At 70.5% G+C, this 12436-nt stretch carries 15 protein-coding genes; 5 read left to right on the top strand and 10 right to left on the bottom strand.

The features are described 5' to 3' along the window. On the bottom strand, nucleotides 1-927 hold a 927-nt coding region (locus ACLQ2O_RS19590), incomplete at its 3' end, for a hypothetical protein (protein WP_425833313.1). Continuing rightward, complete coding sequence (locus ACLQ2O_RS19595) at nucleotides 927-1490, bottom strand: hypothetical protein (RefSeq protein ID WP_425833315.1); 564 nt, start codon at nucleotides 1488-1490, stop codon at nucleotides 927-929. The genes ACLQ2O_RS19590 and ACLQ2O_RS19595, both read right to left, overlap by 1 nt. A 357-nt stretch (nucleotides 1491-1847) precedes the next feature. Here ACLQ2O_RS19595 and ACLQ2O_RS19600 point away from each other — a divergent pair, with 357 nt between their 5' ends. Both ACLQ2O_RS19600 and ACLQ2O_RS19605 read left to right on the top strand, forming a co-directional pair. After that, nucleotides 1848-3152, top strand: a complete 1305-nt coding sequence (locus ACLQ2O_RS19600) for a molybdopterin-dependent oxidoreductase (protein WP_425833317.1) — start codon at nucleotides 1848-1850, stop codon at nucleotides 3150-3152. Continuing rightward, nucleotides 3149-3607, top strand: a complete 459-nt coding sequence (locus tag ACLQ2O_RS19605; protein ID WP_425833319.1) for a hypothetical protein — start codon at nucleotides 3149-3151, stop codon at nucleotides 3605-3607. Before ACLQ2O_RS19600 ends, ACLQ2O_RS19605 begins: the two co-directional genes overlap by 4 nt. Here the strand turns inward: ACLQ2O_RS19605 and ACLQ2O_RS19610 are convergent. Next, nucleotides 3544-4374 (bottom strand): 3-keto-5-aminohexanoate cleavage protein, encoded by an 831-nt coding sequence (locus tag ACLQ2O_RS19610; RefSeq protein ID WP_425833321.1) that lies wholly within the window; start codon nucleotides 4372-4374, stop codon nucleotides 3544-3546. The two genes, ACLQ2O_RS19605 and ACLQ2O_RS19610, sit on opposite strands and share 64 nt — an antisense overlap. Nucleotides 4375-4468: 94 nt before the next feature. Here ACLQ2O_RS19610 and dtd point away from each other — a divergent pair, with 94 nt between their 5' ends. Next, a complete protein-coding gene (gene dtd / locus ACLQ2O_RS19615; protein WP_425833323.1) occupies nucleotides 4469-4894 on the top strand; it encodes a D-aminoacyl-tRNA deacylase in 426 nt (141 codons plus the stop codon). Between the two features lie 127 nt (nucleotides 4895-5021). On the opposite strand, the gene ACLQ2O_RS19620 is transcribed toward dtd, so the two are convergent. The 7 genes from ACLQ2O_RS19620 to ACLQ2O_RS19650 all read right to left on the bottom strand — a co-directional run bounded on the left by ACLQ2O_RS19620 (nucleotide 5022) and on the right by ACLQ2O_RS19650 (nucleotide 10624). Beyond that, entirely contained in the window at nucleotides 5022-6245 is a 1224-nt protein-coding gene (locus tag ACLQ2O_RS19620) for a choice-of-anchor P family protein (RefSeq protein ID WP_425833325.1), read from the bottom strand. A gap of 220 nt (nucleotides 6246-6465) precedes the next feature. Continuing rightward, nucleotides 6466-6762: a DUF1416 domain-containing protein gene (locus ACLQ2O_RS19625; RefSeq protein WP_132189096.1), complete on the bottom strand. Its 297-nt coding sequence runs from the start codon at nucleotides 6760-6762 to the stop codon at nucleotides 6466-6468. Nucleotide 6763: 1 nt separating this feature from the next. Then, on the bottom strand, nucleotides 6764-7612 hold the full coding sequence (locus ACLQ2O_RS19630) for a sulfurtransferase (protein WP_425833328.1): 849 nt from the start codon (nucleotides 7610-7612) through the stop codon (nucleotides 6764-6766). Beyond that, nucleotides 7609-8082 carry a DUF4395 domain-containing protein gene (locus tag ACLQ2O_RS19635; protein WP_425833330.1) on the bottom strand — a complete coding sequence of 158 codons (474 nt, stop codon included), beginning with the start codon at nucleotides 8080-8082 and terminating at the stop codon, nucleotides 7609-7611. The genes ACLQ2O_RS19630 and ACLQ2O_RS19635 overlap by 4 nt, the downstream gene beginning before the upstream one ends. A gap of 300 nt (nucleotides 8083-8382) precedes the next feature. After that, the gene (locus ACLQ2O_RS19640) at nucleotides 8383-8832 is read right to left on the bottom strand and encodes a thioredoxin family protein (RefSeq protein ID WP_425833332.1); all 450 of its coding nucleotides are present in this window, start codon (nucleotides 8830-8832) and stop codon (nucleotides 8383-8385) included. Nucleotides 8833-8878: 46 nt separating this feature from the next. Further along, on the bottom strand, nucleotides 8879-9328 hold the full coding sequence (locus ACLQ2O_RS19645; protein ID WP_425833334.1) for an HIT family protein: 450 nt from the start codon (nucleotides 9326-9328) through the stop codon (nucleotides 8879-8881). Nucleotides 9329-9400: 72 nt separating this feature from the next. Continuing rightward, nucleotides 9401-10624 carry a M12 family metallo-peptidase gene (locus ACLQ2O_RS19650; RefSeq protein WP_425833336.1) on the bottom strand — a complete coding sequence of 408 codons (1224 nt, stop codon included), beginning with the start codon at nucleotides 10622-10624 and terminating at the stop codon, nucleotides 9401-9403. A gap of 134 nt (nucleotides 10625-10758) precedes the next feature. Between ACLQ2O_RS19650 and arfB the strand changes: the two genes are divergently transcribed. Both arfB and ACLQ2O_RS19660 read left to right on the top strand, forming a co-directional pair. Continuing rightward, nucleotides 10759-11184, top strand: a complete 426-nt coding sequence (gene arfB, locus ACLQ2O_RS19655) for an alternative ribosome rescue aminoacyl-tRNA hydrolase ArfB (protein WP_425833338.1) — start codon at nucleotides 10759-10761, stop codon at nucleotides 11182-11184. A gap of 13 nt (nucleotides 11185-11197) precedes the next feature. After that, entirely contained in the window at nucleotides 11198-12232 is a 1035-nt protein-coding gene (locus ACLQ2O_RS19660; RefSeq protein ID WP_425833340.1) for a hypothetical protein, read from the top strand. The last annotated feature ends 204 nt before the right edge of the window (nucleotides 12233-12436 follow it).

Consider the following 12436-nt stretch of genomic DNA (forward strand, 5'->3'; position numbering starts at 1 on the left):
CTGCAACTCAGCAGCCGGCTCGTTCACACCCTGGCCATCACGGGCAGCCTCTGCTTCCGCGGCGGCCGTCGCCTCGTCCACACCCTGGCTAGCGCGGTCAGCCTCAGCCTGCAACTCAGCAACCGGCTCGTCCGCACCCCGGCCGTCCTGATCAGCCTCGGCCTGGGGGGCGGTCTCTGGCTGGTTCTGGCCGTCGCGGTCGGCGCCGGCCTCTGGCTGGCCTGCGTCAGGGCCGTCCAGGCCCTCTGCGGCTACGACTGCTGCGGCGGGGACTGCGTCGGCTGCGTCCGGGCCCTCGCGGCGTTCGCCGTCTTCTTCCCGAGCTTCGGCCTCGCGGGTCTTCTCGCGGTCCTCGGCGGTCTGCTCGGCCTCGTCGGCTTTGCGTTCGGCGGCCTCGGCGGTCCCTTCGGCCTCGGTGGTCTCGCGTTCGGCGTCGACCGCGCGGTCGACTTCGCGGTCGGCCAGGTCGCGCTCGCGGTCGGCCAGGTCGCGCTCGCGGGCGTCGGGGATGCGGTCGCCGTCGAGGTCGCTCGGGTCGGGGCCCAGCTCGTCGTCGGCCAGGGCGCGGTCGATCAGGCCGTTCATGAGCTCACGCCGCTGCACGTCGGTCAGTGAGTCGAGCTGGGCGCGGTGCTCCGGGTGGTTGCGCAGGTGGACGAGCACCGCCTCGGTCATCGCCCGGCGTTCGTGAAGGTCGAGGCGCCGATCCTGCTGCTCCTCGACGACGCGCTCGTCGACCTGGGGCCCGTTGTTCGACGGGCCGCTCCCGCCCGGCGCGTCGATCTGCGGCGCGCGGCCCGCCTGGCGGTCGCGACGCCGGCCCCGGAGCAACCTCCGGGCCAGCGCGAACGTCCTCCGCACTCCCCGCATGGCCCCCTTCACCGCGTGGTAGAGGTCCATGAAGACCTCTTCCTCGATCGACGCCATCAGGCCACCTCGCTCGCGTAGACGGAGTAGGCGAATCCGGCGGACGGATTCGCCTCACCCGGCAGCAGCCGGGTGGCGTACAGATGGATCTCGGCGCCGGGCCGCAGCCACACCGCCAGGTGCCGGCGCCGTTCGCGCCACTCGGCGGGGATCCGCGGGTCGTCGCCGGGCCCGACGAACACCGGGTCGCCCCAGTGCTGCCGCGCCAGCGTGAGCTGGCCGGGCCAGTGGTCGTCGACCAGGTCCTCCACGTCGGCGACCTCCTCGGCGGCGATGTCGTACGCCGACCAGGTGCCTCGCGGGCTCTCCGGCAGTACGGCGTCCGGCAGCACGAGCATGACGGTCTCGCGCGGCGTGACCAGCCCCCACGCGTACTCGTTCGGGTCGATGGCTCCGGGCGCCCAGGGCCGCCAGCCGGTCGCGGCGACCGCGCGCGCGACCAGTGCCCGGATCCCGGCCAGGCCGGTGTCGGGCGGGCCCCACAGCCGGCTCCAGTCGTCCACCTCGGCGAGGTCCGCCATCGCGCGCACGTCCTCGTCCGGCGACCGCAGCTGCGTCCTCACTGACCTTCTCCTCTCCGACCCCACGACTTCCATCGCCCTGTTCGGCATCCCCAGAGCTGGACCACTCTCAGGTTATGCCGAAACGGTGCCAGCCGTTCCGACGTATCCACAGGCTCCCCGGATCCCATTCCCGAGGGGCCTTCGCCGACCGGCGCCCCGGCCCGCGCGACCAACCACCCTTGCACGCTGTCCAGCCCCTCGCGACCCGCCAAAACCTGCAATCCGACAACAATCCGGCCGCGCCCCGCCAGCCCCGGCCCCGATCCGTCCACGACCCGTAAGCCGCCGTACAGGCCGTTCGCGGGCGGTAACCGCCACAGCACCGCCGAGCGGCACCGGACGCGTTCTGATGGAGAAATGAAGCTCCCGAGCCCTCCGCAGCCGGCGTTCAGGTCCGCGTTGCACCACCCCCGGGTCGCGACCGTGGTCGGCCGCTGGCTGGCGGTCGCCGTCGTGGTCTGCTTCCTGACCGGCCTGTTCAGCCACTTCCAGCAGGCGACGCCCGGCTGGCTGCACATCCCCACCCGCCCGGCGTCGCTCTACCGCGTCACGCAGGGCCTGCACGTGCTCAGCGGCACCGTGGCGATTCCGTTGCTGCTGGCAAAGCTCTGGACCGTCTACCCGAAGCTCTTCGAGAAGCCTCCGTGGCCGCCGAGCCGAGCCGCGCTCGCCACGCTCCTGGAGCGCCTGTCGATCCTGGTCCTGGTCTCGGCGATGGCGCTCGAGCTGTTCATCGGCTTCCTCAACACCCTGCAGTGGTACCCGTGGCCGTTCCCCTTCAAGGAAACGCACTACGCGCTCGCCTGGATCATCATCGGCGCCCTGCTCGTGCACCTGGCCGTCAAGCTCCCGCTGATCCGCGCCCACTGGAGCAGAACAGCAGCAGACCGTACGCCGTACGCGCCGCTGGAGGAGCAAGCCGCAGAGGCGCCGAAGCCGGAGCCGGCCGGCCTTCCGCCCGCGCCGGAGACGGACACGGCCGGCCTCCCGGCCGCGCCGGAGACGGAGCCGGACACGGCGCCGGCCGCGCCCGAGCCCGCGCACACCAGAGACTCCCTCCCCGCCGAGGTCACCGGGCTCAGCCGCCGCGGCCTCTTCCGCACCGTCGCCGGCGCCGGCGCCCTGGTCGGCATCGTCTCGGTCGGCCAGTCCGTCCCGGCCTTCGGCCCGATCGCCGTACTCGCACCCCGCAAGCCCAACTTCGGCCCCCAAAGCCTGCCGATCAACCGCACCGCCCATGACGCCGGCGTCGTACCGGTCGGCGACGACTGGCGCTTCACCATCAGTGGCCCTCAGCAACTTTCCTGGTCGCTCGCCGAGCTCAGGTCCCTGCAGCAGAGCCACTCCGACCTCCCGATCGCCTGCGTCGAGGGCTGGAGCCAGGGCGCCAGCTGGGAGGGCGTCCGGATCCGCGACCTGCTCCGCCTCGCGGGCGCTCCCGACCACTCGACCGTCCGCGTCGTCTCGATGGAGAAGGGCGGCTTCTACGCGACGAGCGAACTGCCGCCCCAGTTCGCCGCCGACCCGCTCACGCTGCTAGCGCTGAAGCTCAACGGCTCCGACCTCGATCTCGACCACGGCTTCCCGGCGCGGATCATCGCACCCAACCGCCCCGGCGTACTGCAGACCAAGTGGGTCCACCGCCTGGAGGTACTCGCATGAGACTCGTCCGCGTAGCAATGGCAGCCGTCGGTGTCGGACTCGGTCTCTGGGGGCTCCGCCTTCTCCTGCAGAGCCTCAGCATCGACGCCCTGATCCGCCTGCCGCTCTGGCTCGGCGGCGCCGTCCTGGCCGACGACTTCCTCCTGGTCCCGTTGACCGTCACGGCCGGCTGGCTCCTGACGCGTTGGTCGATCGGCCCCGGTCACCACCGCACGATCGGCGCCGTCCGCACGACCGCCCTGTACGTCGGGATCACGACCCTCGTCGCGATCCCGCTGCTGGTCCGCCAGGGCAAGGGCGTCAACCCGACCGTGCTGCCGCGCGACTACCTGCGCGACTGGTTGTTGCTAGAGGCCACGATCATCGTCGTCGGCGTGATCGTCGCGGTCGTTCAGTCCCGGCGGGCGACGTTCAGCAGCTCGCGCGCGGCGTCCGGCGACATCGGCGGCCGCTGAGCCAGCGTCGTCAGGGCGGCGGCGCGGTCCACGAGTTCCGCGTTGTGCGTGACCGGCTGCCCCTTCGCCAGGGTCAGGGTGTCTTCCATCCCGACCCGGAGGTGTCCGCCCATCGACAGCGCCGCCAGCGCGACCGGCAACGTCGTCCGGCCGACCCCGGTCGCCGACCACGACGTCACCGCCTCCGGAAGACCGTTGACCGCGGCAACCAGCGCCTGCGGCGTACCGGGCATGCCGCCGGGAACGCCCATCACCAGGTCGCAGTGCACGCGGCCGCCGTACGGCAGACCGAACTTGTCGAGCAACCGGTTCAGCGCGGCGACGTGACCCAGGTCGAACAGCTCGAACTCCGGTACGACGTGCCGCTCCTGGCTGAGCCGGTAGAGGTCGGTGACGAACGGCCACGGGTTCATGAACACGTCGTCGCCGAAGTTGACCGTGCCCATCGTCAGCGAGCAGGAGTCCGGTGTCGCCTCGAGGACGCGCAGCCGGTGCTCGAACGGGTCGGTGACGGCGCCGCCCGTGGACAGCTGGACGATCAGCGCGGTGTTCTCGCGGACCGCCGCGACGGTCTCGGTCAGCCGGCCGAGGTCGAGCGTCGGCCGGTGGTCGGCGTCCCGGATGTGGATGTGGATCATCGCGGCCCCGGACGCCTCGCAGCGCTTCGCGGTCTCGACCAGCTCGTCGAGCGTCGTGGGCAGCGCCGGGCAGTCCGCCTTCGCGGTCTCGGCACCGGTCGGGGCAACGGTGATCAGCGTCGACGTCATGGACGAATCGTGCCAGATGTCGGCGTTGAACGGGAGATTCGGTCGTGAATCACCCCGAGGACCGGACGATTTACGGAACGGCAGACTGGGATCCATGAGAGCAGTGGTGCAACGAGTCACGGACGCGTCGGTCGAGGTCGCGGGCGAGGCGGTCGGCGCGATCGATCAGCCCGGCCTGGTGGTGCTGCTCGGCGTCACGCACGACGACACCGAGGAGAAGGCCAAGGCGCTGGCCGCGAAGATCTGGACGCTGCGGATCCTGCGCGACGAACGCTCGGCCGCCGACGAGCAGGCGCCGATCCTCGCGATCAGCCAGTTCACCCTGTACGCCGACACCCGCAAGGGCCGGCGCCCGTCGTGGAGCGCGGCCGCTCCCGGCCCGGTCTCCGAGCCCTTGTACGACGCGTTCTGCGCGGCCCTGGAGTCGCTCGGCGCGAAGGTCGAACGAGGCCGCTTCGGCGCGGACATGAAGGTCCAGCTCACCAACGACGGCCCGGTCACGCTGATCCTCGACACCTGAGCACGGCGTACCGGCGTACCGCACAAGAAAACAGCCCCGGCGCGGATCCGAAGATCCGGCCGGGGCCGTTCTGGTGCCTGTCTGGATCGGTGAGGTTCGACTCAGTCAGGGAGGGTGTGTGGCTGGATCAGCCGATCACACCGGCGGCCGAGTGGCCCACGACAACCTTGGTGTTCAGGCTGTAGACGTCGATCACCAGGGCGTTGACGGAGATGTAGCGGCTCTGACGCAGGACCTGGTTGAAGGTCAGCTTGGCGATGCCGGGGATCTCCAGCTCGGCGTTCTCACCGGTCTTGACCGGGTAGACCTTGTTGCCGACCTTGATCGAGGCGATGGTCGAGTGCGAGTTCAGACCGACCTTGCCGTCCTTGGTCTTCCACGCGGACGCCGAGGACTCGATGGCGCCGATGGACAGGTTCGCGACCTTGACACCCGCGACGTGCGAGCTGAAGTCGACGTAGGACTTGTTCGGGCCGATGTCGCCCTTCTTGGTGGTGAACGCGGCGCCGACGTAGGCGACCTTCGGGATGTTCACCTCGCCGACCGCGACGCGGTCGGTGCGTCCGCCAGTGCCCTGGCAGGTGGCCTGGTAGGAGGTCGGGCCGGACTTGACCAGCTTGTCCACGTTCGCCTTGGTCGCGAACGCGTCACCGATGACCAGCGCGGTGGCCGGCTTGGTGACCTCGGCGCGGGTCTTCAGCACCGCGACGTCGACACCCTCGGGGATGTAGCGGTTCCTGACGGTCGCGTGCAGCACGACGGCCTGCGCGTAGGAGTAGATGCCGGCGTCGGTCTTCACACCACCGACCCGGTTCAGCACGATGTAGCCCAGGCCCGGAACGGCGACCTTGGTGTTCGGCTTGGCCTTGAGCAGCGACTGGACGTTCACGGAGCCGATCCGCACGCTGGCAAAGGTGGTGCTGCCGGTGTAGTACGTGACGCCGTTCTTGATCCACGCGGTGGTCGTGGTCTTGGCGCCCTTCAGGTGCAGCAGTGAGCCGACCCGGATGTCGGCCGCGGTGGCGGTCGAGGTCACACCGTTGCCGCGCTTCTCCGCGAAAGCGAAGGTGTCGGTGGTGACGGTCTTGGCGACCGTCTGGTTGTTGACGTTCGCGGTCGCCAGGTCGTTGCGCGACTTGCGGTTCGCGTCGGTGGTGCAGCTGATCTCGGCCTTGACCTGCGGGCCGCTGGCAACGATGCCGCCCTGCACGTCGGTGCCGATCGAGTAACCGTTGTAGCCGTAGACCGGTGACGCGTTCGCCGAGCCCGAGGTGAGCGCGATCGTCGAAGCTACGCCGACAACCGCGGCAACGCCCACGGCAGCGAGCTTCTTGTTGATGCGGGGCTTCATTAAGACTTCTTCTCCCTGAGTGATGACGTGACCCAAACTCCGGGCCAGGACACAGACACAACTCAAGTGGTCGCAGTAGGTAACGAGCCGCAGCAGGTCCGTTACCAAACCGTGACAAATAACCAGACATACCAAAGAACTGGAAACAAATTCTTTCAATAGAAGAAGGACCCGAGCGCGCAAGGCCCGGGCCCCTCAGGGTCGATCAATGTACAGAGCGTCAGACCGCGACGGCCACCTCGGCCACCTCGCCGTACTGCGCGACGACCTGGCGGTCGACCGGCTCGGCCTTCGGCGCGAGCGTGCGCAGCGTCCAGCTGCCCGGGGCGGCGAAGAACCGGAAGTGCCCGGTCGCCGACGTCGGGACCTCGGCGGTGAACTCGCCGGTGGAGTCCAGCAGCCGCACGTACGCGCCGCCGACCGGCTCCTCGCCGCGCAGGACCTGGCCCTGGATCACGGCTTCCTTGTCGATGTCGACGCCCTTGAGGTCAAGGCCGCCCTTCTTCGCGCCGCACATGTCAGGCCTCGCCCGGCTCGTCGCCGAGGGCAACCGGTACGCCGACCAGCGAACCCCACTCGGTCCACGAACCGTCGTAGTTCTTGACGTTCTCCTGGCCGAGGATCTCGTGCAGCACGAACCAGCTGTGCGCCGAGCGCTCGCCGATCCGGCAGTACGCGATGGTGTCCTTGCCGAAGTCGACACCGGCGTCCTCGTACAGCTTCTTCAGCTCGTCGTCGGAGCGGAAGGTGCCGTCGTCGTTGGCCGCCTTGCTCCACGGGATGCTGGCCGCGGTCGGGATGTGCCCGGCGCGCTGGGCCTGCTCCTGCGGGAGGTGGGCCGGGGCGAGCAGACGGCCGGCGTACTCGTCAGGGCTGCGAACGTCCACCAGGTTCTTGACGCCGATCGCCTCCTGCACCTCGTCGCGGAAGGCGCGGATGGTGAGGTCCGGCTCCTTGGCGGTGTACTCGGTGGCGTCGCGCTTGACCGCGTCGTCGGTCAGCTCGCGGCTGTCCAGCTCCCAGCGCTTGCGGCCGCCGTCGAGCAGGCGGACGTCGCCGTGGCCGTAGAGCTTGAAGTACCAGAACGCGTACGCCGCGAACCAGTTGTTGTTGCCGCCGTACAGCACCACGGTGTCGTCGTTCTTGACGCCGCGCTCGGACAGCAGCGCCTGGAACTGCTGCTGGTTGACGAAGTCGCGCCGTACCTGGTCCTGGAGGTCGGTCTTCCAGTCCAGCTTGATCGCACCGGCGATGTGGCCGGCGTCGTACGCCGAAACGTCCTCGTCGACCTCGATCAGCACGACGTTCTCGTCGGACTTGTGCTCCTCGACCCAGTCGGCCGAGACGAGAGCGGATTCCCTGCTCATGTGTGCTGCCTCTCAGTTGGTAACAGCGAAGTGTCACGGTTTGGCGTACGAATGCGTTGGATCAGCAGATAGGCCTCGCACCCGAGGCACAGCCCCACCGCCGCGTTCACGAACGCGGCGACCAGGGCGAATCCGGTGGCGACGATGCCGAGCAGCTCGGCGCCGCTGAGGTAGCCGATCAGGCCGAGCACGGCGAAGACCAGCCCCACCAGCTGGGCGAACCGCGGCGGCGCCGCGTCCTCCAGCTCCTTGGGCGGACCCAGCCTGGGCCGGACGAGTCGCTTGAAGAGCTGCCCGTACGGCGACGCCTGGACGCCGAACGCGACCGAGATCGCGAACACGACGGCCTGGACGGCCAGCGGCCACGGGTTGTTCAGGATCAGCGTCAGGGCCAGGACGACCGTCGTCAGCGCCGCGGCGAACCGGAGTCCGCGCGGGTCGACCTGTGGGGTGACCGGTTGCTGGGACATACGAACTCCTCGACAAGGAGCTGGATCGAGACTTGCCCGCCCGACGTTCTGCGGGAGGCGACGTACATCCGAACCGTGCTCAGCTGCCGGTTCCGGAGCGCTCGGGACGCCGCCTGGTCAGGGGCGGCGACACAGGGACGAGCGCATGCGGCAGTTGTCCACTGCCCTGCGCTTGGTCAGCCATGTCGTGTAAGCCACGTGTCGAGAGTACGGAAACGCCGAGGACCCGCCAGTCGTGGTCCCACTTCGTGAGACAACTGATCACGATGTGGAAGGGGTGAATCGGTTCAGTCTGGCTTCTCAGCCGGCCTGTTGGTCGACGGCGACGCCCAGCGCGGCGATCACGTCGGCCTTGCGCGGCGCGCCACTGGCCCGCGTGACCGTGCCGCCGGCGGCGTCGAGCACCAGGACGGTCGGCGTCCGCAGGATGTTGAGCCGCCGGACCAGCTCGAGGTTGGCCTCGGCGTCGATCTCGACGTGCCGGACGCCGTCGACCATGCCTTCCACCTCGGCCAGCACGCGCCGGGTCGCCCGGCAGGGGGCGCAGAACGCCGAGGAGAACTGCAGCAGCGTCGCCCGCTCGCCCAGCTCGGCACCGAGGTCGTCAGCCGTCAGCTGATCGCCGTTGTCCACCGCTTGCCTCTCCACCACCCGCGTCGCGCGGAAGCGTCCGTCGTACCAGGTCTTGAGCACGCTCAGCAGCACCCCGGCGACGACCGCGGCGGCCAGCACGACGATCCCTGTACTCACAGCATTCGAGAGTACGCCGCTGCACTTTGGGATCCACGGGCCTGTTTCAGCTCGTGGACATCAGCACCGCCGCCAGCAGGCTCCTGGGGTCGCCGTCCAGCTGGTGCGTGGACCTCCCCGTCGGCCACGGCAGGGTGTCGTCGCCGTCGCCGGGATACCTCGGTACGACGTGAAAATGCAGGTGATCGAGACTGCGCCCCGAGCCGGGCCCGGACGCGTTGAGCACACAGACCCCCGTCGCGCCGAGCGCATCGACCATCGCCCGAGCGACCCGCCGTACGAGCTCGCTCGTTGCCGCCAGGTCGTCCGGGCCGACGTCGAGCACGCCCAGATCACAGTGCCGGCGCGGTACGACGAGGGTGTGGCCGGGCGCGATCTCCGAGCCGGGCAGGGGTGAGAAGGCAACGGCAGCCTGCTCCTTCGCGACCCACTGGGCGGAATCGGTGGCGAGCAGGTCGCAGAAGACGCAGTCCATGGCGAGCAGTCTGGCGGTCACGCGACCGGATCGCGCGGGATTTCCAGGGCACGTCGCCGGTCTTCGCGGACCGGCGACGTGCTCGCGTCCGGACTACGCGCGGAACGCCGCGACGGCCGCGGCGCGGGTGGTGAGCACCCGAGCGTTGTCGTGCTTGCCGGCGGTGCCCATCCGAGCACCGTTGTAGGTGACGCGCGGGTTCGACCAGTAGTTGATCCGCGGGCAGCCGCCGGTGCAGTCGTAGGCCATCACCGTGCGCCAGTCGCCGGCGGTCCCGGGCTGGTGCTGGTAGCCGTGGCCGTACGGGTAGGCGGTGTTGGTGGAGTTGAGCGGGTCGTGCAGCGCGCCGAAGTTGTGGCCGATCTCGTGCGCGAAGGAGTAGTTGCCGGTGGCACAGGTCCAGTTGACGACCGAGAAGGCGAAGGTCGCGGCGACGTTGACGTACCCCAGACCGCAGTACGACGGCTCGACGGCGAGCAGCACCACCACGTCCGCGGCCGTCGCGTTCCGGGCCGCGTGCACCTCGTCCATGATCCCGTCGCTGGTCTTCTGCAGCCGGCCGAGGTGATCGGCGCCGGCCGTCTCGGCGTACTGGGTCTGGTGAATGCCGGCCAGCTCGAAGGTGACGGGGACCAGGCTGTTGGCCAGCCCGCGGTTCGACTCCTCGATCGCCAGGTCGGCCAGGGCGTTCACGTCGTCGATGCGCTCCGCGGCCGTGGCCGACACCGCGACCAGGACCCGGACGGTTGACGCCTGCGGAGCCTGCGCCTTCGGTGCCGGGGCGGGCTCGGGCGTCGCGCGGGGGTCGGCGCTGACGGGACTGCGCCGCTCGTCGACCTGCACGACCGCGTGCAGCCCGCTCCGCACCGGAACGAGGCGGTAGAGCTGACCCTCGACCCGGATGCTGCCGGTGACGCGATCACCGTTGCGGACCAGCGCGACGGCGTTCATCTCGTCGATCCGGGCCTCGGCCTTGCCGGACTGCTGGACGGAGGTGCTCAACTCACCGTGCCACGCGCTTCGGCCCTCGCCGGTCGGTCGGGCTTCGGTACGCCGGGCGACCACGTCACGGCCGCCGGGCAACGTGAGCTGCACGGTCTCGCCGGTCAGGGCGTCGGCGTCGACCTTGACGAGCTGGATCGCGGCGGTGTCGGGCAGCTGGGTCAGCGCCTGGAACGTGACGTCGCCCGGCACGGACTTCTGTGCGGAGGCCTGCCACAACGGGCGATCGGCGGGTGCTGCTTGTGATCCGAGGCTGCTGCCGACCAGGAGCGCGACGGCAACGGCGAGGAGGGAAAGGGCGCGCAGAAGTTTCATGGCAGGCCTCACGACGTGGGCGGACGGGGCGGGGTCGCGCTCGCTCACTGTAACTTTCTAACCACTCGATCTCATAGGGCTGGAAGAAACTGCCTAGATGAGCAATCGGGCAGGCCGTCGGGTTGAATGGGGCTGTGGACGGAGGGCTGACGGTGCGCGCCGGGGTGGTGATCCCCGAGGCTGAGCTGGGATGGCGGTTCTCCCGGTCGAGCGGGCCCGGTGGGCAGTCGGTGAACACGGCGGACAGCCGGGTGGAGCTGATCTTCGACCTGGCGGCGACGTCCGCGCTGGGCGAACCGCTCAAGGACCGGGCCCTCGAGCGACTGACGACCCGGCTGGTGGACGGCGTACTGACGATCGCCGCGTCCGAGCACCGGTCCCAGTGGCGCAACCGCGAGGCGGCCCGGGCCCGGCTCGCGAGCCTGCTGCGGGACGCCATCGCGGCACCGCCCCGGCAGCGCCGGGCGACCCGCCCGTCGAAGGGCGCCGTACGGCGAAGGCTGGACGAAAAGAAGCGCCGAGGGGAAACCAAGCGCCTCCGCGGGCGACCCTTCGACTGAGCGGAAGACCGGCGTGCTGGACGGCGCGTACGACCGCGACGCCGTGGTCGGCGCGGGCGGCGTGGGCGGCGCGGGCGGCGTGCTCGGCGCGGGCGGCGTGGCCGGCGTGCTCGGCGTGGCCGGCGTGCTCGGCGTGGCCGGCGTGCTCGGCGTGGCCGGCGTGCTCGGCGTGCTCGGCGTGGCCGGCGTGCTCGCCGTGGCCGGCGTGCTCGGCGTGCTCGGCGTGGCCGGCGTGGCCGGCGTGGCCGGCGTGCTCGCCGTGGCCGGCGTGGCCGGCGTGCTCGGCGTGCTCGGCGTGGCCGGCGTGGCCGGCGTGGCCGGCGTGGCCGGCGTGCTCGGCGTGGCCGGCGTGGCCGGCGTGCTCGGCGTGGCCGGCGTGCTCGGCGTGGCCGGCGTGCTCGGCGCGGCCGGCGTGCTCGGCGCGGCCGGCGTGCTCGGCGCGGTCGGCGTGCTCGGCGTGCTCGCCGCCGTCGCCGCCGTCGCCGACAGGCTCCTGCTGCAGCTCTTTCGGCCGCAGCGGCCGCAACCCCCGCGGCCTCCCCGGCCGCATCGCGAGCTACCTCAGCCCGCGCCGGCTCCAGACCTCGCACGGCCTCTGACGGAACCCCGGCGACCGGCGCCGGGGAGGTCGTCGACGCGGAACAGTTCAGCGTCCCCGTCCAGCGCATGGTCGTCGTCAAGGCTCTTCACCCCCGACAAGGGCGGCGTCCTGATCGCCGTCGCACTCGAGCTCGAACTGACCGACAAGACCGGCCTCGAACCGCCGTACGACCTGATCCGGCTGCTCGACGTCAACGGCGTCAAGCCGGCCGACCCGCCGAAAGGCACCACCAACCTGCGCGACCAGACCCCGAGCCCCCGTGATCGACGCCGTGGTCACCGCGAACCGCGAACCGATCCACCTGCAGAAGATCGGCATCCGCGCCGCCGACGGTACGACGTACGCGGCCGCGAACCGCAGCGGGCTGGACCGTGCCGACCTGAGCCACTTCCACTTCGCGCCCGGCATCCCGGTCGGCGGCCCGGTGGTGGTCGAGATGCCGGCTGATCAGTTGCCTGGAGCAACGTTGCCGGTGCTGGAGAAGAAGATCCTGACCGATCTGGAGCCGTAGGCAACGATCGCGCTGAGGTTCTCGAAGGATCAGCTCGACGGGCTGCGCGAGGACGTCGCGATCCTGAACCCGGCGGTCGAACGATGACGGCCCGGCCGGCGGTGGAACGGTGACCGCCCGACGCGCCCGGCCCGGCTGGA

The organism is Kribbella sp. DT2, assembly GCF_049844575.1.
Classification (GTDB): Bacteria; Actinomycetota; Actinomycetes; order Propionibacteriales; family Kribbellaceae; genus Kribbella.